The organism is Marinifilum sp. JC120 (genome assembly GCA_004923195.1).
Lineage (GTDB): Bacteria > Desulfobacterota > Desulfovibrionia > Desulfovibrionales > Desulfovibrionaceae > Maridesulfovibrio.
The window spans coordinates 83,701-103,038 of record RDSB01000011.1; the positions used below are offsets into that span (position 1 = coordinate 83,701).

Here is a 19,338-nt window from a genome sequence, read left to right on the forward strand (position 1 = left end):
CACGCGGCCTGCGGTAAAAAGCACGGTTTTTACATTTGAGGATTTAACGTCAACTAACAGCAATGGGATGCTTCTGCATCCTCCGTGGAGATATAAGACAATGGAAAAGCAGAAATACGGCTCTTACGAAGAGTTCTGTGCCGAATATAAGACCGAAGTTCCTGAAAATTACAATTTCGCCTTTGATTGCGTGGATGTGATCGCCGCAGATGACCCCAAGCGTCTGGCCATGATTCACATCGGACCGGACGGCACCCGCACTGAAAAAGATTTCGACTTTTTTTCCAAAAAGTCAGCACGCCTTGCCAATGCACTGAGTAAGGCCGGGGTAGAGAAGGGCGACCGGATTATGGTCATCCTTTACCGTCGCATTGATTGGTGGGTGACCATGCTGGCCTGCCACAAGATCGGAGCTGTACCTGTTCCTTCACCCAACCTGCTTACTGTGAAGGACATTGAGTTTCGGGTGAATTTTGCCAAGATCAAGGGCATCATTGCCGAGGATTCAGTGGCTGACCGTGCTGAAGAAGCACGCAAAAGCTGTTCTTCGCTTCAGGTGATGGTTCAGGCCGGAGAAAGCGAATTGCATGACGGTTGGCTTGATTTCGAAACCATCTGTGACGAAGTTTCCGATTCTTTCCCTCGCCCATCTGATTGCGCAGGTGGTGACGATTCTCTGCTCATCTTCTTTTCTTCCGGTACTACCGGACAGCCCAAGATGGTCGAGCACACTCATAACTATCCGCTGGGTCACTATGTGACCGGAGCTTACTGGCATGACCTTGAGCCCGGTGACGTTCATCTGACCCTTGCCGATACAGGCTGGGGTAAGGCTGTCTGGGGTAAGTATTACGGTCAGTGGATGGCTGGTGCTGTTGTTTTTGTCTGGGATTTCCGCGGCAAGTTCGAACCTTCCGAGCTGCTCAGGGTTTTGGCCGAGAACAAGGTTACCACCTTCTGCGCACCGCCTACAGTTTACCGTTTCATGATCCGCGAAGATCTTTCAAAGTACGACCTTTCCGCGCTCAAGCATTGCACCACCGCAGGTGAGTTGCTTAACGCTTCAGTGTTTGAAGCATGGAAGGAAGCCACCGGACTGCCTCTCTACGAAGGTTACGGTCAGACCGAATCTGTGCTTCAGATTGCAACTTTTCCCAACATGAAGCCCAAACCGGGCTCCATCGGCAAGCCCTGTCCGGGTTGGGAACTTGCCCTTATTGATACTGAAGGCAATCTTTGTTCCCCCGGTGAAGAAGGCCAAATCTGCGTTAAACTTGATCCCCGTCCCGTGGGTTTGTTTACTGGATATCTCGACGAACCGCAGAAGACTGAGAATGTCATGGTCGACGGTTACTACCAGACCGGGGACAAGGCTTGGATGGACGAGGACGGCTATTACTGGTTCCTCGGACGTACCGATGACTTGATCAAAAGTTCCGGTTACCGCATCGGACCCTTTGAGGTCGAATCCGCATTGATCACTCATGATGCAATTGTAGAAGCTGCCGTAACGGGTGTGCCCTGCGATGTGCGCGGTCAGGCTGTTAAGGCCACCGTCGTTCTTGCTCCTGAATATGAAGCTGGCGATGAGTTGACCAAGGAATTGCAGAATCACGTCAAGAAGGTCACCGCGCCTTACAAGTACCCGCGCGTCATCGATTACGTGAAAGAGCTGCCCAAGACCATCAGCGGCAAGATCAAGCGAGCCGAGATCCGTGCCAAGGATGAGGCTGACGCTAAGGCTTAAGAAGAATGCCTCCGGCGGCCCTACCGGGAGTCCCTCCGGGGGCTAAAACCCTTTGAAAAGGGTTTTAGAATCCCAAACTTTTTTAGTTGGGCTTCGCCGATTAGTTTATAAAATATGTCTAGCAAAAAGCCTGCAATATCTTTCGAGATATTGCAGGCTTTTCTTATTTTTTAGTCTAGAAAAGTTATATGCGAAGCTTATTAGAAGGTTTTGAAGGGTTGGGGTCTGGGGAAGGGAAACTTTTACAAAAGTTTCCCTTCCCCAGCCGCCGGAGGCATCAAAAAAGTCTTTGACCTGTCTATAACTTCATAGTTCATGTTAGGTTCATGGCATAGCTATGCATGGAGTTAATTATGGTTAAAACATCATCAGGTTTGACTGTGGGGCGGCTGGCCAAGAAGTACGGCCTTTCGCGTAGCACGCTGCTTTATTATGATTCAATCGGGCTGCTTGCTCCGTCCAAACATATGAAGGGTGAATATCGTTCATATGGCGAGGAAGAGGAAAAGCGGCTGGCCCAGATCTGCCATTACCGCAAGGCCGGGATACCGCTTAAGGAAATCAAGGTGATTCTTGATTCTCCGGTGAGCGGCATAACCGGGGTGCTGGAAGCGCGGCTCAAGGAGCTTAATGAGGAAATTTCCTCGCTCCATGAGCAGCGGGAGTTCATTTCCGGGATATTGAAAAGTTCCCCGGATGTGCAATTCGCAAAGATGGACAAGGCTGCGTGGACTGAAGTGCTGCGTTCTTCCGGGTTCAGTGAAAAGGATATGGAAGAATGGCACAAAGCCTTTGAGCGCACCCACCCGGACAGGCATCAGCAGTTTCTGGAATATTTGCAGATACCTGACGATGAAATACGCTTGATCCGCAAATGGTCGGCAGGACCACAACGGATACAGAAAATACAAAAAGCGAGTGAGAGATATATGGAATTATTTTTTGAATTTTTTTCGACACTTTCCAGACTGGGACCGGGCAGTAGTGAGACAACTAGACGGGCTTTGTCATGCGTGAGCGGATTAGCGGACAATGCGCAGGTGCTTGATGTGGGTTGTGGAACTGGTTTGCAGACCCTCGCCCTCTGTGACGGTACGGACTTCGCGGTGACAGCTGTGGATAATTGGCAGCTTGCGCTGGATAAGCTGACAATAAGTGCTGAAAATGCCGGGTTTGCGCAGCGCATTACAGTGCAGCAGGGTGATATGAATGAGCTGGACTATGCGCCCGGTTCTTTTGACCTGATCTGGAGCGAAGGCGCAATTTACCTGATGGGTTTTGAAAACGGAATTTCCAAATGGAAAGAATTCCTGAAGCCCGGTGGTTGGATAGCCGTTAGCGAAATGACTTGGACGACAGAAGAACGACCCGAAGAAGCCGCAGAGTTTTGGAATGAAGGTTACCCGGAAATGAAATCCACTGCCGAGAATATTGCCATTCTTGAGCAGCAGGGCTTTGAAGTTGTAGAGCATTTCGTCGTTCCGCAAGCGGATTGGTGGGATGTTTTCTATAGGGATATTGCCGAGGCTGTCCCCGTATTCATTGAAAAGCATAGTGGTTCTGCCGAAGCGCAGGCTGTTGTGGATAGCAATGAAAAGGAAATGGAAATTATGCGTAAGTACCATGATTACCTTGGATATGTTTTCTACATTGCCCGTAAGAAATAAATAAGCAGAAGTGATCTATAGATTAATATAAACCGCAACCATGCAGGGCACATGGCTGCAGAGCATCAGCAGGATACTAAAATGGATAAAGAAAAATGGACTGAAATTTTCCGTGAGGCTGGATTCAATGACAAGGACATGCACAACTGGCACAAGGCTTTTGAAAAGCTTTACCCGGAGAAGCATCAGGCTTTTCTGGAGCATATTCAGGTAGGGCAGGAAGAAATTAATAAGATCAGGGAATGGTCGAAATAATTTCGGCTGTTGTTTGAATGTTAGTAGGTCCCGGTGCTGTTGCGCCGGGGCCTTTGTCTTTGCGTGAATAAGACTTGATGTTTTCTTGGGATAAGGGGAAAAGATAATAAGCAGACTGCTGCAATACAGGCTCTGGTGTTGTGAATGGCTGTACTTTAAAATTTGGAGATAAAAATGAGAACACTTGGAAACATATTATGGTATTTCCCTTTCTTCGGATTCATCAACGCGATTATGTTTTTCCTGCTCGGCTCCCTGCTGGTGCTGACCGTAGTAGCATCCCCGCTGGGTCTGGGTTTGATCCAGTACAGTAAATTCCTTTTCGCGCCGTTCAGCTGGTCCATGGTTTCCAAAGATGATCTCAATGTGGAAAGCAATCCCGCTTGGGAAGCCTATTCCACCATCATCATGATCCTTTGGATTCCCTTCGGGATCATCTTTTCGCTGATTACCATCACCCAGATAGTGGGGCTTGCCATATCAATTGTAGGAATCCCGGTGGCCTTGGTTTTAGCAAAGTCCCTGCGGACCATCTTCAATCCGGTTGATATGATCTGTGTGCCCGCTGTGGTTGCGCAGGAAGTGCAGCGCCGCAAGGATGAGGATGCTATAAATAAGCACATTCGTTAGTTGTTGAAGTTTCGTTGGAGATTTGAAAGCCCCGCGCTCGGATGAGTGCGGGGCTTTATGTTTTACGAGCGGATTGACCTTCATAGGCTAAGCAAATACTTTGTGTTAAAGGAGTTCCTATGACTGCTGATTACCTAAAATCCGAATCCCTGACCGCGTTGCTTGGCGAAATTGATGAGCGCAAAGCGCAGCTTGATGCTTGCCGCGATTTCGTCAGTTCCAAGATAGTAGACGCCCTGAATATTGAATACACCTACGACAGCAACCGTATTGAGGGAAACACTCTTACTCTGCGCGAGACCGACCTTGTCATCAACAAGGGGCTGACCATCGGCGGCAAGTCCATGCAGGAGCATCTTGAAGCGGTCAATCATTACGAAGCCATTCAGTACGTACGTGAGTTGACCGCAGAACCCATTTTTTCAGAGAAGGTTATCAAGGACATTCACGGTATTATCCTGCAAGGCATAGATCGTGAAAATGCCGGGTGGTACCGCAGCGTTCCGGTGGCTATCTCCGGTAGTAGGTATCTCCCGCCGCAGCCGTGGCAGGTTCCGATATTAATGGAGCAGCTGGTTGCATGGTATGCTGAGAGCGAACCTGTTCTGCATCCCGTTGTACTTGCTGCGGAAGTGCATGAACGTATCGCCACAATTCATCCATTCATAGACGGCAACGGGCGAACTGCTCGGTTAGTAATGAACTTAATTTTGATGCAGCGCGGCTACTTGGTCGTAAATATCGCCGGGGATACCGAGAGTCGTCTGGCTTATTATGGAGCATTGGAGAAATGTAATCTTGAGGACGAGAAGGGCGATTTTATTGAATTGATTGCCGGATATGCTTTGAAGAGTTTGTGTGGGATTTTGGAGCGGGTGAGGTGAAATGAGTGAGTTTGAAAGAGTAGTCCCCAAGCTATCTAGTGTTAGTGATCCAAAACAAAGATCATTGTCGCTACGAATTATGCATGCAGTTTGTTGTACCGGAAGACAAAAAATTAAAGTTGTTGATGATCGGCTTGAATATAGTGGGCTGTCTTCAAATAAATTAGTTAATTATTATTCGGCAATTGAGGGGATATCAAGGTTTATACTACTAAAAAGATTGCTATATGAAATTGGAAGTAATTGTGTTGTCGAGATAACCAAGGATTTAATTGAGGACAAATACAGGGGTTGTAAAAGCATTCCTCATAATGAGTTAATAAAAGAAGTAAGTTGTATTTATCCCAAATATTTTGATGAAGATAATGTTCAATCGGCTTGGTCAGAATATGATAAATTTAAAGAAGTCCGAAATTATTTAGTGCATGAGTGTGGGATGATTAATAGTCGTGATGCAAACATGCTAATTGCGACGGCCGAGATAATTTTAGATGTGCTAAAGCAGATAGTAAAGAGTGAAAAAGGAATGAATAAGTTATATTTTGAAGTTGAGAAAAAGACATAAAAATTTAGTTTTTGAAATACAAAAAGCCGGACCTCCTCAAGGAGACCCGGCTTTCATCATAACATCTTTAACTATCCACAACCGAAATACTATTCAGCCTTTTCCTCATCAGAAGATTCAGCAGGCTTAGCTTCTTCAGCTGTAGCTTCAGGAACATCTTTCTTGGCGTGAATCATGTCCTTTCTATCTACATGATACTTATCAGCTGCGGGCTTGCCGCGATTCTGACGCTTTTTCTTGGGCGGCTCTACGCTCATTTCGCAACCAGCCATGTTGCGGGCGAAGACGAGGAACCCGGTGTGACCGACCATGCGGTCTTCGGGGCGTAAGCGTTCTGCAACGGGCTTGTAGTTACGTACGAAAATTTCGCAGACTTCCTGTTCTTCGAAGGGCATGTCTTCCATGGCCTTCAAAAGATCGCTGACCTGATTGGTGGTCGGCAGCAGGAAACCGCACATTGCACCGGGAATTACTGCTTTGGGGATGTGGTGCAGGTAATCCCACGGGTTGGGTACGTCGAGGAAGAGGGCGTCGCAATCGCTGGCGAGGAAACCGTCTTCGATGTTCAGGTTGAACTGCTCAACGCGGTTTTCAAGTCCGGCCCATTCGAGATTCTTGCGGACCAGCTTGTAAAATTCGGGGCGTTTCTCGTGGGTGTATACCTTACCGGTATCACCTACGTAGTAGGCCAGTGCGGTGGTCAGACCGCCGGAACCGGAACCGGATTCTACAACTCTTGTACCGGGACCGATACCCAGCTTGAGCAGCAGGTAGCTGATCTCTTTGGGATACATGATCTGGGTCTGGCGTTTCAGACCCTGAATGATATCGTATATGGTGGGTTTCAGAATCTGGTATTTGTGGCCCAAGTGGGTTTCCACAACCTTTCCGAACCCGCCGGCGAGGATGTTGTCGGTCAACATCATGCCGTCATGTGTGTGTATTTCTTCCCCGGGATTGATCATGCGCAGGTAGCGCTTGCCCTTGGGGTTGATAAGCAAAATTAATTGTCCAGCTTCAAGCATTAGACTTCCTCCTGAATTGATCTCTCGCCCGATTACGGATGAAACAGCATAAAGTCAAGGTCGCAGATAAAGCACCATCTGCGGCGTAAAGTGAATTGCTAGCTAGTTATTCGAGCGTTACAAGACTTTACCCCCGTGGGGTGCTGCGAAAATAGTCACCATATATACCACTTGAGTTTTTTGACATTTAGGCATAAGTGCTTAACTACCGCATTGAATAGAATTTATCTTCGCGCAGTTATTTTTACACATCTCCCGCAAAAATCACAGTTGGAATTAAGAGAGCACGCTTGTTGAATTGACAACGGCGAAGCCCCGACAAAAGTTTTTGGGATTCTTAAACCCTTTTTTCAAAAAGGGTTTAAGCCGCCGGAGGCGAAATTGTTTCGATAAAAATCGCGAAGCGCATCAAATTTAATTGATTTTTTTGCTTCTTGATGAGGCCGTTATGGGTTATAGCTATATCTTCGGACCGGTTTTTTCCGGTAGAATAGGGCGTTCACTGGGCTTGGACCTGCTCGGACGCAGGATTTGCTCCATGGATTGTGTGTATTGCGAAGTGGGCAAGACTGATTTGCTCACCGGTGAACGCGATGTTTATGTACCTGCGGCTGATATTCTTAATGAACTTGAGAAATGGAAGCAGGAGGGGCATCAGCCGCCCGAGGTTATTACCCTTGGAGGACTCGGGGAACCGACCCTCAACTCTGAAATGCCCGAAATTATTCGCGGCGTAAAAAAACTTTTCCCGTCCATGCCTGTGGCCGTGCTGACAAACGCGACCGCCATGACGGACCCCGAAGTGAGAAAGGAATTACAGGAAGCCGATGTGGTGCTTCCTTCCATGGATTCCCTTGTTGTTTCGGAATTCAGGGCCATAAACAGGCCGTGCAAAGGGACCGACCCTACGGCAATTGCCAAAGCCCTGATCGAATTCCGCAAGGAATTCAACGGTAAGATTTTTCTGGAAGTGCTCCTTTCACGGGGATACAACGATTCGGATGAAAACCTCTCTCTTATGAAGGAATTCTGCACCGAACTTGCCCCGGACCGCATTGATGTGGTCACACTTTCGCGTCCCGGTACTCTAGAGAAGGCCGGTCCGGTTGATTCCGAGACCCTAGGCCGCTGGAAAAAGGTTCTTGATGCCGCGCCCTGTAAAGACAGGGATTGCGGACCGGATACCGGCGCAAAGAAAAGGAGCGGTGATGAGACCATAGCCCATGTGCAGGGCGAGGACTCTCACGCATTTGACCGGATTCAGGCTTCTATCATGCGCAGGCCGCAGACAGCGCAACAGCTCGCCGGAGCACTTGATATTCCCTTGGAGAGAGTGGAGCAGGTGCTTACGGAACTGGAAAAAAGCGGCAGACTGCACGTCAAGCAGACAGGAAATGAGATCTATTACGATTGCAGGCTTGACGGAGATACATGATTACAGCTTCTGGGTCCGGAGAAAATTTACAACTTTTCTTTGGATTAGAACATGACAGGTAAAAAAATTAAGAAAAAAGAGAAAATGTTTATCAGCGTTCTCCCCGGTGAACAGGTGGAGGTCGCGCTGACTCAGGAAGGTCAGGTCATTGAGTATTACGTAGAAATGCTCCATCAGGCCAAGACCAAAGGTAACATCTACAAAGGTTACATCCACAACATCGACGCTGCATTACAGGCGGCTTTCATCAACTACGGGGCCGAACGTAACGGATTCCTGCAAGTTGATGAGGTTCATCCCGAATACTATCAGGGTACTTACAAGCTTAAGAAAGGACATCGTTATCCCTTGCTCCAGAAGGTTTTGAAACCGGGGCAGGAAATCTTCGTGCAGGTGGTCAAGGAACCTACCGGCAAGAAGGGTGCTTTCCTTTCTTCCTATCTTTCCATTCCGGGCCGTTACTTCGTGCTTACTCCCGGTCGCGAGCAGATTGGTATTTCCCGCAAGATCGAAGATGAAAAGGAACGCGAAAGGCTTAAGGAACTGATTGATGAGGTCAACCCCGGAGATGGGGTGGGCGTTATCGTGCGTACCGCCAGTAAGGGCCAGAGCAAATCCGCCCTGCGCCGCGATTTTAAATTCCTGACTCGTCTCTGGAATGATATCCGCGAAAAAGGACAGGATGCCAAGCCGCCGTCCCTCGTTTACGAGGAAATGGGACTGGCTGCCCGTTCCGTGCGTGATTACCTTTCCTCTGATGTTGTTGAAATCTGGGTTGATGACAAGGAAACCCTTGAGCAGGTCAAGAAGCTGGCAACTTTGTCGTTTCCTCGCCGTGCCAATCTGGTAAAGCTGCATTCCGATACAGACAAATCCCTTTGGGAACGGTTCAATCTGGTTAAGCAGATCGAGCAGATCTATGGTCGTGATGTCAATCTGCCTTCCGGTGGTCGTCTTGTCTTCGACCAGACCGAAGCCCTGACCGCAATCGATATCAACTCCGGCAAGATTGGCGGCGAGCGCAATTTCAAGGAAATGGCCCTCAAAACCAACAAGGAAAGTGCCGAGATGATCGCCCGCCAGCTCAAGCTGCGTGATCTAGGCGGTCAGGTGGTTATCGACTTCATTGAAATGAAGGACCCCAAGCATTGCCGCGAGGTTGAAAAGACCATGCGCGCCGCACTTAAGGGTGATCGGGCACGTACCGATGTAGGACGTATTTCTCGTTTCGGACTCATGGAGCTGGTCCGCCAGCGTCTGGGATCATCCGCAATTGCGGTTTCCACCGAAGCCTGTCCCTGCTGTGACGGAACAGGTATCCGTCGTAATATGGAATGGCAGTCCATGCAGGCCCTTAAAGAAGTTTACCGCATGCTCAGAAAGCCGGGTAACGACTCCTCACTGGTCTACGAGGCCGAAGAGGAACTCGCTCTTTACCTGCTCAACCACAAGCGCGATGCAATCATCGAGTATGAAAAGATGTTTGATACCAAAATCAACATCGAGATTCAGTGGAACGAATAACTTTTGTCTCCGACGGCCAAAGGGGAAACTTTTGCAAAAGTTTCCCCTTTGGATTCCCCTTCAAAACCTTTCATTAAGCTTCGCAAGTAGCGCGTTAGGGCATTCCTGATATGTCTAAGAGAATATTACTTCATGCCTGTTGCGGGCCTTGTTCCATTACTACAATCGACATTTTGCGTGATCAGGGCTTTGAAGTTTCCGCATTTTTCTACAATCCCAATATTCACCCTTTGCAGGAATACCTGCGCCGCCGCGACGGCTTCCTAGAGGTCTGCGAGAAGATGAACGTAAAGGTCATCGGCAGACTGGATGAGTATGATTCCAAAAAATGGTTCCGCAATGCAGCTTTTCGCGAAGCCAATCGTTGCTTCCATTGCTATGCTGACCGTCTGGAGCGGACCCTTTCCCTTGCCAAACGCGGCAACTTTGATTTTTACACCACCACTTTGCTCTACAGTAAATTTCAGCAGCATGACCGCATTGCCGAACTCGGAAAAGATATGGCCGGGGAAAGTAAATGCGAATTTTACTATTATGATTTCCGCGAAGGCTGGAAAGACGGCATTGAGCGTTCAAAAGAGATGGGTATCTACCGCCAGCAGTATTGCGGCTGTCTGTTTAGCGAAAATGAGCGTTATGAAAAGGAACTTTCTTAACAGCTTGTAAAAATCTTAGCTTGTTTAATTGTTTCTCAATGGTTATCCTGTATTAAGTTATTGTAATCGAAAGCAGTTGGGCTGTTATTTCATATATTTTGACAGCAACAGGGTAAGGTGGACCATGGAAAAACATCTACTGGTTTGTGTTCGTGCGGATTGTACAGCTTCATATGCGGTCAGATTTATAAAGAATTTTTTTCACTCTCCTTGTGATGTGCGGATAACTCTTTTTCATGTGGCTCCCCCGAAGAGTTCATGGAGCAAGGGGGCACTGGTCAAGGGGCGCAAACTGCTTGAAGAGACCCGCAAGTGGTTTATCGATAACAGTTTTTGCGCAGAAAGCCATATCGATATCAAGAGTATCTACTCGCGGGGCAATACCGCCCGTGAAATAGTTCAGGAAGGGCACAAGGGCATGTATGACGCGGTCATACTCGGGCGTCAGGCTCAGTCTGTGCTTGAAGAATTTTTTGATTACAGTGTTGGTAGCAAGGTCATCTGGGAGGAAATTGATTTTCCGCTCTGGTTCTGCAAATGTCCGCAGGAGATTCCGGGTAAGGATGTATTGCTTTGTGTGGATGAAGATGCCCCTTCGCAGAGGATTGCAGATCATGTGGGATTTGTGCTTGGCGATAATCCCAACCACGATATAACCATGCTCCATGTTCATGATTCCAAAGAAAAGGGCGCGGCTACTGTAGAGGATATTTTCGAGATTACCCGTGAACATCTTCAAGGTAATGGCATCGCACCTGAACGCATCAAAGAGCTGGTTGTTGATGGTGATGATGTCGTGAAGGCTATCTTGGAACAAGTTGCGAAAAAGCCTTACGCCGCAGTTGCTACCGGGCGTGGCAAACACGACAAGACCGCAATAGAAAAACTTTTTCCCCGTTCGCTTAGTGTGAAGTTGTTGCATGAACTTGAGGGAGCCGCTCTCTGGATCAGCAGGTAGTTGAGCCTAAGTCTTTTGCTTAATGACGATTGGTTATTCAAGATGGCGAAGCCATAATAAAAAAGTTTGGGATTCTTAAACCTTTTTTAAAGGGTTTAAGCCGCCGGAGGCGAAATCAAATCGCCAAAAGCGTGAAGCGCATCCCATTAAAGGATCTCTATGGGAATGCCCCCCGCTTTTTTTAATGCCCCGCTGTTGCGCGGTGACGGCAGTGAGGCCAGAAACCTTCTGCTCTACATTCATGTGCCTTTCTGCAAACGCAAATGCAACTATTGCGCTTTCCATTCCCAGCCTTTTGAGCAGGTCAGTTTTGCTTGGTATATGAAAACCCTGCTCTCCGAGATTGAGCTTTGGGGCAAGCGGCTCAAGAATCCCAATATCGGTACGATTTATTTCGGCGGCGGTACCCCCAGCCTGATTCCCCCATTTCAGCTTGAGCTGATCATGGATGCCCTGCGTAAGAATTTCAGTTTCACCAAGGGCATGGAAATCACCCTTGAGGCCAATCCTGATTCTGCCAATGATCTTTCCTACTTCAAGGCCCTGTACGATATGGGCATCAATCGGCTCAGTCTCGGCTTCCAGTCTCTAGATGACCGCAATCTTGAAACTCTCGGCCGTCCACATTCCGCAAGGCAGGCCACTGAATCTTATTACATGGCCCGCAAAGCCGGGTTCGGTAATATCAGCATTGATTTGATCTGGGGCTTGCCGCGCCAGAAGGCCAAGGACTGGAACGATGAGCTCAAGGCTGTGGTCCAGCTTAAGCCGGAACATATGTCCTGTTACGGACTGTCCATTGAACCGGGTACTGTCTTCGGACAGCGGGCAAAAGATTTGGATATGGAATTGCCGCCCGACGGGGAGCAGGCCCGTATGTTTATTTACGGGGCCGAGTATCTGGAATCCATGGGCTATATTCAGTACGAGATTTCAAATTTTGCGCGTATGGGGTTTATTTCCCGTCATAATCAGGGCTATTGGGATCGTTTTGATTATCTTGGTCTGGGGCCTTCCGCAGTCTCCACAATCGGGAATCGCAGATTTACTAATCCGCGTTATATGGATGAATACGATGCTGCTGTGCGCGGGGCTTTTGCTGGAGAAGATTTTGAGGAACTCACCGATGAAATCAAAGCGCAGGAGCTGGTTATGCTCTGTTTGCGGACTTCAAAGGGCCTTAAACTATCTGATTACACGGAACTCACCGGACGTGATCTGACCAAGGAAAAAGCGTCTGTAATAGGTGCTCTGCATAAAAACGGGCTGGTTCGCATGAGCGCAGGCTACCTGCGGTTGACCAAGAACGGCATGTTGGTTTCCAATTCCATTTTGGAGTCCCTTGCGTTTGATTAGGGATTGATTAAGGTTCAATCCAGAATTCTATGTCTTGGGACCACCACGCACTGTCCGGCAGGGAAGCGAGAATTTCAATGAAATTGTTAAGGTTGTCGGCATCAAGCCAATAATATCCATCCTCTTTTTTCAGGGATTCACTCAGGTCCATCTTTACGGATGAATCAATTCCGATAATTTTGAAGACCATGCGCCCGAACGGTTCTTCGACTTTGTAGGAGCTTACACCCTGCGCAATGATCGCCGGGAAGAAGCTGGTTCGGTTTTTAGGAAAATTCTGAACATTCATTAAAGGTATGGGGTAGAGCAGGATGGCTTGTCCCTTTTCTGCTGCCGGGTCATAGTTGAGAATGTATAGTTTTGAGGACATGGGCGGTCTTACGGAGAATCCCATTTCATCGCCGGGATTGTAGACCGGCACCATTCCCTGTTTGAAATTGATCCTGTTGCCTCCCACCAGTTTGAAGAGTTTCACCCGTGATTGTTTGGCTGTATTCAGAGATTTTTCCTGTCCGGTGAGTATCGCTGTGATGTCTTCGGTGATCCGGGCAAAGTTTGTTGCCGGCTTTCTGGTCCGGGCCAGTATACGTACCTCTTCATCAACCCTTCGGGAGACAGTTGCAGAACCGATTGTGCTTCCGTTGGCCGGATCAACAGCTTTTGCGGTGATGCGCAGTTTCTTTTTTGAAAGCACGTAGCTGCCCAGCACCAGAACATCCGCCCGGAGATTTCTGCTCATCCATTCCGTGTAATCAACAGAATCGTGCCTGTGTTCATTCATTTCATTGTGCAACCGGGCCAGTTCCAAACGTTCCACAACTGTCCATGTTCGCCCTTCTGTCCTGACCAAGGCAAGTCCCACATATTCAGCAATTCTTTTTCCAAGCATTGATGGAGCTGAATTGCCGTGAGCTTCAAATTCCAGCACCGCAATTCTTTTTCCTGCCAGCAAACCGTTTTCTGCCAGTTCTTCGGCTAGTTCGTCTCCGGCTCGTTCAAGATTGGATTTCCTGTCAAACAAGGAACGTGCTTTTGCCGGTGCGCAGGAAACTGTCAGGAACAACAGCAGAAACAGGCTGCAAAATGCTACAACTAAAGTCGTATTTGTATATTCAGCTTTAGTGCGAACCATTATTTTACCTTGCTCAGCTTTATTTTTTTGTTGCTCGTGATTTTGGGGTCCTGCTCAAGATCAAGGGCGTTCAGTTTTGCCTTGGCGTAGCTGTACGCTTCAACTGAATCAACCCAACCGTTTTTGTTGCTGTCTGCCGGACCCATCATGCCTTGCAGGAAAAAGTAGCTGAATGCGCCCTGCCTGCCCGGTCCGTATTCCTCTGCCGGACGATCTGCGGCAGAGGCGGTGATAAACTGCTTTTTGGCCGAGAGCAGTTCCTTTTTCACCTGCGGCTTGATGAGTTTCATGCCGGATGCGGATTTACCGGAGCCGGAAAAACAGGCATCAATGATGGTCAGGATGTTTTTGTTTTTGATTGCGGAAAACCTTTTGTCCAGTTCTGCAAGAGAGATTGCGGTTCGGGTGTTCAGGCTGTCCAGATGCGCTTCATATGGAATGAGTAAGCCGTCCTTGATGGTAGTCTTATCCGCGGCCAGCAGAGGTGAGCCGTGCCCGGAAAAGTAAAAGACGATCTTTGCTCCGGGGTTCAGCCTTGCTTTACGTTCCAGCCAGTTCAGGCTGTTGAGCATGTTACCCAGTGTGGCTTCGCGGTCCAGCAGCAGCTTGATATGGGCCTGATCGTTTATAAATCCGCACATGCCGGTCAGCATGCGCTGCATTTGTTTTGCGTCATTGGCGGCGAATCGCGGACCGTTGATGGTCTGGTATTTGTGGATACCGATTATTACCGCAAAAGCTCTTTTATTAGGTTTGGCCGTGGGCTTTATTTTGCTGATCTGCAAAACTTCACTTTCCCCGGTTGCACCCTGCATGGCTTCTGCGTGGAAGGTGCTGTCCGGCAGGGGCTGGGGAACGGGAATGTCTACTGAATCATCCCACATGGCCAGAATCATTTTATCTTTGGCCTTATTGATGATTTGTGAGTCCGGGTAAGTGGAACTCAGACGGACCATATTTCCGGTGGCTGCTTCCCGGTTCCCGGCCCGGAAACGCTGCCATTGTTTTTCAACAAGGAATTCAGCAGCCTGATCAAGGTCCGTGCTGTCCAGTAATTTGGATTTACTCTCGGCAAAGGCCATGGCTTCCTCATATTTACCTTCCCGGAATTTGATAGCCAGGCTGAGTCGGGTGGAGCTCTTTGTTTTGCCCATTACCCTGACCCAGCGCAGAGCTTCTTCATTCTTGCCCAGTTTGTAGGCCAGCCAGCCGAGATTTTGGATCAGTTTTTTGTTGGTGTGTTTTTTTTCATATAGCTCAGACCATATTTCATAAGCTTTGTCCGGTCTTTTGTAGCGGTAATAGGCCAGCCCAAGATTGTAGGCAATTTTGAGGTCCTCGGGGCACCATTTATTGGCCTGCATAAGTCCTGCCAGTGATTTTTTGGGGCTTTTTTCAAATCCCGCTACTGCCTTAGCTGCAAACTCCCTTGCAACGAGGCACATATCTTCTTTGGCATAAACCAATGGAGCGGAAAGGAGCAGTAAAATACTGGATATGATAATAACGGTTGAAATTTTTTTCATATCTCCCCCGAGGTCATGGTGTTTGTTGTTTTACCAGCCGGAACCCTTGAAGGTCTTTCCCGTCCCAGTCTTGGAGTTTATAGCGGTTGCCGCTGCGGGCGTATTGCGGCTCGTTTATGAAGCTTCCCCCGCGCACAACGCGTATGTCACTTTTCCCTTTGTAGAATGGATTCTTGCGGCTGTGGTATGAGTATGCTTTGATGTTGTACCAGTCCTCGCACCACTCCATGGCATTGCCCAGCATGTCATATAGTCCGAATTGATTGGGCTTGAAGCTTCCTACCGGGGAGCTGGAGAAAAAGTTGTCTTCACATGGGAACACGGGTCTATCCCGGTCATATTGTTGCTCGGCTGTGCGGTCATTTATGTTGGAGTACTTGCAGGCTTCGGCTTCTGACTCACCCCAGAAGAATCGTGTTTTTGTTCCGGCGCGGCATGCATATTCCCATTCTGCTTCCGTGGGCAGGCGGAATTTTCCATAACCCTTGCTCGATAGCCACTGAGCGAATTTCTTGGCTTCAATCCAATTGATGTAAACTGCCGGGCGGTCGGGAGTTCCCATGGCCTCTTCATCTTCTTCAAAGGGGTATACTTCTTCAGGGTCATATTTTCTGTATTGTGCATTGGTCACTTCATAGCGGCCCATCCAGAAACCATCCACACACACTTCGTGTAAGGGTTTTTCATCAGCTTCCTGTCCCTTTTCATTGTCTGGGGTGCCCATCATGAAGCAGCCAGCCGGAATCCAGACAAATTCCATGCCCGTAGTTGGTTCGGTCCATATCTGTCCTGCTTTGGGGGCAGCCTCTTTTAGCGGTTCCCAGCCTGTATCAATATTGTCTGGGTCAGCCGCTATTACCGGCAGGGCCGATAGTAGAAGAAATGCAAAGGCGATTATGAATGGTTTCATTTTTTATCCGTTTGTTATTCTCTCAGGGATTGCGGACCAGCCGTAGCCCGTTGAGAAGTTCTCGCTCATTTGCTTTGTAGCCTCCTCTGAAAGCTGAGCGCAGATATTCGGCACTGCTGAAGCCGCTTCCGCCACGTACTACCCTGACGGGATTGTCTGTCTTGACTATCAGTGGATTTTGAGCCGGTCCGGGGGGGTACCATTCAAAAGTGTCCTCACACCATTCCCAAACATTGCCGTGCATGTCATAGAGTCCGAATTTGTTGGGACCCAATGTTCCAACGGCTTTAATCGATCCGCTGTCGATGGAGGGCTTAATCTCTTCTATATAATTTGCCTGATCTGTATTGATAGTATCTCCGAAGGAATAGCGGGTGGTGGTTCCAGATCGGCATGCATATTCCCATTCTGCTTCCGTGGGCAGCCTGAATCGTCCCACGCCCCGGCCATTCAGTTTTTGAATGAACTTTTGGGTGTCATCCCAGGAAACTGAGCTCATTGGATATTTCTCGAAACCATCAAAGTAATGATAGTCGGGATCTTTTCCCATGATGGTAACCCATTCTCCATGGGTAACCTCGTATTTGCCCATCCAGAATCCATCCACACAGACTTTGCGAACCGGGCCTTCGTATTCCTTGCGTCCTTTTTCCGATTCCGGTGATCCCATCATGAAGCAGCCAGCCGGAATCCAGACGAATTCCATTCCGGTAAACGGTTCTACCCATTCACGTGAAGGTGTTGCTTCAAAAACCATCCACTTCACATCCACTCCTTTTTCATAGGCGTGAGCATGGATGGCAATTGAAAACGTGCCCAAGAGGACGGTTATGATCAGTATGAATCGTTTCATTAGTGATCCGCTTGATAGTTTGTATACAAGTATACTTCATGCGGAAGAATTTAGGAAGGATGATCAAAGAAAAAAGCCGCCAGCTTCATACTGACGGCTTCTCGTTTTAAGATGATATTAGAGTTTTCGGTTTATCCCAGTTCCTGGTCACAAAATTCCAGCGCAGCCAGCACCGCCTTATCCATATCATAATATTTGTATTGGCCCAGCCTACCGAGGAAGTGCACATTCTCCAGCTTCTCGGCTTTAATTTGATACAGCTCATGCCGCTTGCGGTCGTCGTCCGTATTGACCGGATAGTACGGCTCGTCACCTTGTTTCCATTTCATGGAAAATTCACGCGCAGTTACAGTTTTGCCGCTTTTGTTTTCTCTTTCCGGGTGCAGGTGCTGGTATTCGTGGATGCGGGTGTAGGGTACATCAATGTCCGCGTAATTCATGACCGAGGTCCCTTGGTAGTCATCTACCCCTTCCACTCTATAGTCAAAGCGCAGGGAGCGCCAGGTGAGCTCTCCGTGGCAGTAATCAAAATATCTGTCCACCGGACCAGTATAATAAATGGTGCAATTCTTGGGGGTGATCTGCTTCAGGTCAAAGAAGTCCGCATTTAGTTTAGTCTCAATCAATTCGTGGTCCAGCATGCGCTCGAACACTTTAGTATAGCCGTCCCACGGCAATCCCTGATAGCGGTCAGTGAAGTAATCGCACTCATATGTATGACGGAAGGGCAGCCGGGTAATGATTGAGGCGTTCAGTTCCTTGGGGTCGCATTCCCATTGTTTGAGGGTGTAGCCCTTAACAAATGCCTCATACAGCTCTCGTCCGATGAGGCTGATTGCTTTTTCTTCAAGATTCTTAGGGTCAGTAATATTTTCTTGCGCGCTTTTGCTCTGGATGAAATCTTCCACTTCATGCGGTTTCAAGCTTATGCCGAAGAAGGAATTGATGGTCTGCAAGTTGACTGGCATATGAAATGTGCGACCTTGATAGGTGGTTACCACTTTATGTCTGTAACCGTTGAATTCCGTGAACTGGTTTAAAAAATCCCAAACACGTCGTTCTTTGGTGTGGAAAATATGGGTGCCGTAGCTATGGATTTCTATGCCGGTTTCTTCATTGATATGACTGTGGCAGTTGCCACCGATATGGTCGCGTTTGTCGATGACCAGCACCTTTTCGCCTAACTCTTCAGCAATACGTCTCGCAATAGTACAGCCAGTAATTCCGGCCCCGACAATAAGATGTTTGCATTTTTTCATTATGTGATGCCTCCGGCAAAATAAAGCCCGTAATATCTCTTAAGATACTACGGGCTTATTAGTGTTATGTCGAGTTTGCTGAGAAACTACTTCATATACTTCAAGAACGGGTTGTCCTGCGAGAGGATCAGCTTCGTTTTTCCAGCTCTGAATCCTTTCTCGTAGGCTTCGAGAGATTTCTGGAATTCATAGAAACGCGGGTCTTTACCAAAGCTCTCGGCATAGGTTTTGGTCGCGATTGCATCACCTTCACCACGTAGGATGTCGGACTTGAGGTTCGCATCAGCAAACAGGATGGTTCTTTCCTTGTCGGCCTGTGCCGTGATGCGGGCTGCTGCTTCGCTACCCTGTGAGCGATACTGCTTGGCCATACGTTCACGTTCCGCCCTCATGCGTCCGTAAATTGCACGGGCGTTTTCAGGCGGCAGATCCGTACGCTTGATGCGAACATCAAGGACTTCAATACCGTAAGGCTTGAGCAGGGTGTTTGAGGTGTGGCTTACCTCTTCCATAATGGAAGTACGGTCACTGGAGATGATCTCGATCAGTGTGTAGCGGCCAAGTGCAACGCGAAGTTCCGCGTAGATAATATCATCCAGCCGGGCCTGAGCGCGGGGGATGGAACGCACGGTGCGGTAAAACAACAAGGGGTCGGCAATGCGCCACTTGGAGTAGTTATCCACAACCATGTTTTTCTTGTCTTTGGTCAGGATTTCAGCCGGACGGGCATCATATTCCAGAAGGCGTGAATCAAAATAGATTACGTTCTGGACAAAGGGCAGCTTGAAATGCAGCCCCGGTCCCATGGGTCCGGATTTGGGTTTACCGAGCTGGAGCACAATGGCTTTCTCGGTCTGCTTTACGATATATGCACTCTGCGCAATCCCCAGTACGGCAACAATAATCAGAATTGCCAGGGGAGCGGAACCTTTTTTGAGTAAACTCATATTCTTATC

The 19,338-nt window shown here is 48.4% G+C and carries 18 protein-coding genes; 11 read left to right on the forward strand and 7 right to left on the reverse strand.

All coding sequences use genetic code 11. From position 1 onward, the window contains the following. Positions 1-100 precede the first annotated feature (100 nt). The 6 genes from D0S45_12200 (at position 101) to D0S45_12225 (ending at position 5,748) form a co-directional block, all read left to right on the forward strand. A complete protein-coding gene (locus tag D0S45_12200; GenBank protein ID TIH14897.1) occupies positions 101-1,747 on the forward strand; it encodes an acyl-CoA synthetase in 1,647 nt (548 codons plus the stop codon). Positions 1,748-2,088: 341 nt separating this feature from the next. Further along, a complete protein-coding gene (locus D0S45_12205) occupies positions 2,089-3,414 on the forward strand; it encodes a methyltransferase domain-containing protein (GenBank protein TIH14898.1) in 1,326 nt (441 codons plus the stop codon). A gap of 51 nt (positions 3,415-3,465) precedes the next feature. Beyond that, positions 3,466-3,669 (forward strand): hypothetical protein, encoded by a 204-nt coding sequence (locus D0S45_12210; GenBank protein ID TIH14899.1) that lies wholly within the window; start codon positions 3,466-3,468, stop codon positions 3,667-3,669. Between the two features lie 174 nt (positions 3,670-3,843). Beyond that, positions 3,844-4,299, forward strand: a complete 456-nt coding sequence (locus tag D0S45_12215; protein TIH14900.1) for a hypothetical protein — start codon at positions 3,844-3,846, stop codon at positions 4,297-4,299. A gap of 119 nt (positions 4,300-4,418) precedes the next feature. Further along, entirely contained in the window at positions 4,419-5,183 is a 765-nt protein-coding gene (locus D0S45_12220) for a Fic family protein (protein ID TIH14901.1), read from the forward strand. A gap of 1 nt (position 5,184) precedes the next feature. Continuing rightward, on the forward strand, positions 5,185-5,748 hold the full coding sequence (locus D0S45_12225) for a hypothetical protein (protein ID TIH14902.1): 564 nt from the start codon (positions 5,185-5,187) through the stop codon (positions 5,746-5,748). 89 nt (positions 5,749-5,837) lie between these two features. On the opposite strand, the gene D0S45_12230 is transcribed toward D0S45_12225, so the two are convergent. After that, complete coding sequence (locus D0S45_12230) at positions 5,838-6,773, reverse strand: tRNA (adenine-N1)-methyltransferase (protein TIH14903.1); 936 nt, start codon at positions 6,771-6,773, stop codon at positions 5,838-5,840. Positions 6,774-7,221: 448 nt separating this feature from the next. Between D0S45_12230 and D0S45_12235 the strand changes: the two genes are divergently transcribed. The 5 genes from D0S45_12235 (at position 7,222) to hemW (ending at position 12,702) form a co-directional block, all read left to right on the forward strand. Continuing rightward, positions 7,222-8,208 (forward strand): radical SAM protein, encoded by a 987-nt coding sequence (locus tag D0S45_12235; protein ID TIH14904.1) that lies wholly within the window; start codon positions 7,222-7,224, stop codon positions 8,206-8,208. A 51-nt stretch (positions 8,209-8,259) separates the two neighbouring features. Further along, entirely contained in the window at positions 8,260-9,732 is a 1,473-nt protein-coding gene (locus tag D0S45_12240) for an Rne/Rng family ribonuclease (protein TIH14905.1), read from the forward strand. Positions 9,733-9,842: 110 nt separating this feature from the next. Beyond that, on the forward strand, positions 9,843-10,388 hold the full coding sequence (locus D0S45_12245) for a hypothetical protein (GenBank protein TIH14906.1): 546 nt from the start codon (positions 9,843-9,845) through the stop codon (positions 10,386-10,388). 124 nt (positions 10,389-10,512) lie between these two features. Next, complete coding sequence (locus tag D0S45_12250) at positions 10,513-11,346, forward strand: universal stress protein (GenBank protein ID TIH14907.1); 834 nt, start codon at positions 10,513-10,515, stop codon at positions 11,344-11,346. A 165-nt stretch (positions 11,347-11,511) separates the two neighbouring features. Further along, on the forward strand, positions 11,512-12,702 hold the full coding sequence (hemW, locus tag D0S45_12255) for a radical SAM family heme chaperone HemW (GenBank protein TIH14963.1): 1,191 nt from the start codon (positions 11,512-11,514) through the stop codon (positions 12,700-12,702). A 7-nt stretch (positions 12,703-12,709) separates the two neighbouring features. Here hemW and D0S45_12260 read toward each other — a convergent pair whose 3' ends face one another. The 6 genes from D0S45_12260 to hflC all read right to left on the reverse strand — a co-directional run bounded on the left by D0S45_12260 (position 12,710) and on the right by hflC (position 19,329). After that, positions 12,710-13,834: a DUF4384 domain-containing protein gene (locus D0S45_12260; protein TIH14908.1), complete on the reverse strand. Its 1,125-nt coding sequence runs from the start codon at positions 13,832-13,834 to the stop codon at positions 12,710-12,712. Beyond that, positions 13,834-15,360 carry a hypothetical protein gene (locus D0S45_12265; GenBank protein ID TIH14909.1) on the reverse strand — a complete coding sequence of 509 codons (1,527 nt, stop codon included), beginning with the start codon at positions 15,358-15,360 and terminating at the stop codon, positions 13,834-13,836. The genes D0S45_12260 and D0S45_12265 overlap by 1 nt, the downstream gene beginning before the upstream one ends. Positions 15,361-15,373: 13 nt before the next feature. Further along, the gene (locus D0S45_12270; GenBank protein TIH14910.1) at positions 15,374-16,270 is read right to left on the reverse strand and encodes a formylglycine-generating enzyme family protein; all 897 of its coding nucleotides are present in this window, start codon (positions 16,268-16,270) and stop codon (positions 15,374-15,376) included. Between the two features lie 22 nt (positions 16,271-16,292). After that, positions 16,293-17,123, reverse strand: coding sequence for a formylglycine-generating enzyme family protein (locus tag D0S45_12275; protein ID TIH14911.1), 831 nt, complete (start codon positions 17,121-17,123; stop codon positions 16,293-16,295). Between the two features lie 131 nt (positions 17,124-17,254). After that, positions 17,255-18,382 (reverse strand): UDP-galactopyranose mutase, encoded by a 1,128-nt coding sequence (gene glf / locus D0S45_12280; protein ID TIH14912.1) that lies wholly within the window; start codon positions 18,380-18,382, stop codon positions 17,255-17,257. Positions 18,383-18,468: 86 nt separating this feature from the next. Next, the gene (hflC, locus tag D0S45_12285; GenBank protein TIH14913.1) at positions 18,469-19,329 is read right to left on the reverse strand and encodes a protease modulator HflC; all 861 of its coding nucleotides are present in this window, start codon (positions 19,327-19,329) and stop codon (positions 18,469-18,471) included. Positions 19,330-19,338: the final 9 nt, after the last annotated feature.

Coding starts and splice junctions, on each gene's coding strand:
- D0S45_12200 (TIH14897.1), top strand. CDS start 101: ATGGAAAAGCAGAAATACGGCTCTTACGAAGAGTTCTGTGCCGAATAT.
- D0S45_12205 (TIH14898.1), top strand. CDS start 2,089: ATGGAGTTAATTATGGTTAAAACATCATCAGGTTTGACTGTGGGGCGG.
- D0S45_12210 (TIH14899.1), top strand. CDS start 3,466: ATGGCTGCAGAGCATCAGCAGGATACTAAAATGGATAAAGAAAAATGG.
- D0S45_12215 (TIH14900.1), top strand. CDS start 3,844: ATGAGAACACTTGGAAACATATTATGGTATTTCCCTTTCTTCGGATTC.
- D0S45_12220 (TIH14901.1), top strand. CDS start 4,419: ATGACTGCTGATTACCTAAAATCCGAATCCCTGACCGCGTTGCTTGGC.
- D0S45_12225 (TIH14902.1), top strand. CDS start 5,185: ATGAGTGAGTTTGAAAGAGTAGTCCCCAAGCTATCTAGTGTTAGTGAT.
- D0S45_12230 (TIH14903.1), bottom strand. CDS start 6,773: ATGCTTGAAGCTGGACAATTAATTTTGCTTATCAACCCCAAGGGCAAG.
- D0S45_12235 (TIH14904.1), top strand. CDS start 7,222: ATGGGTTATAGCTATATCTTCGGACCGGTTTTTTCCGGTAGAATAGGG.
- D0S45_12240 (TIH14905.1), top strand. CDS start 8,260: ATGACAGGTAAAAAAATTAAGAAAAAAGAGAAAATGTTTATCAGCGTT.
- D0S45_12245 (TIH14906.1), top strand. CDS start 9,843: ATGTCTAAGAGAATATTACTTCATGCCTGTTGCGGGCCTTGTTCCATT.
- D0S45_12250 (TIH14907.1), top strand. CDS start 10,513: ATGGAAAAACATCTACTGGTTTGTGTTCGTGCGGATTGTACAGCTTCA.
- hemW (TIH14963.1), top strand. CDS start 11,512: ATGCCCCCCGCTTTTTTTAATGCCCCGCTGTTGCGCGGTGACGGCAGT.
- D0S45_12260 (TIH14908.1), bottom strand. CDS start 13,834: ATGGTTCGCACTAAAGCTGAATATACAAATACGACTTTAGTTGTAGCA.
- D0S45_12265 (TIH14909.1), bottom strand. CDS start 15,360: ATGAAAAAAATTTCAACCGTTATTATCATATCCAGTATTTTACTGCTC.
- D0S45_12270 (TIH14910.1), bottom strand. CDS start 16,270: ATGAAACCATTCATAATCGCCTTTGCATTTCTTCTACTATCGGCCCTG.
- D0S45_12275 (TIH14911.1), bottom strand. CDS start 17,123: ATGAAACGATTCATACTGATCATAACCGTCCTCTTGGGCACGTTTTCA.
- glf (TIH14912.1), bottom strand. CDS start 18,382: ATGAAAAAATGCAAACATCTTATTGTCGGGGCCGGAATTACTGGCTGT.
- hflC (TIH14913.1), bottom strand. CDS start 19,329: ATGAGTTTACTCAAAAAAGGTTCCGCTCCCCTGGCAATTCTGATTATT.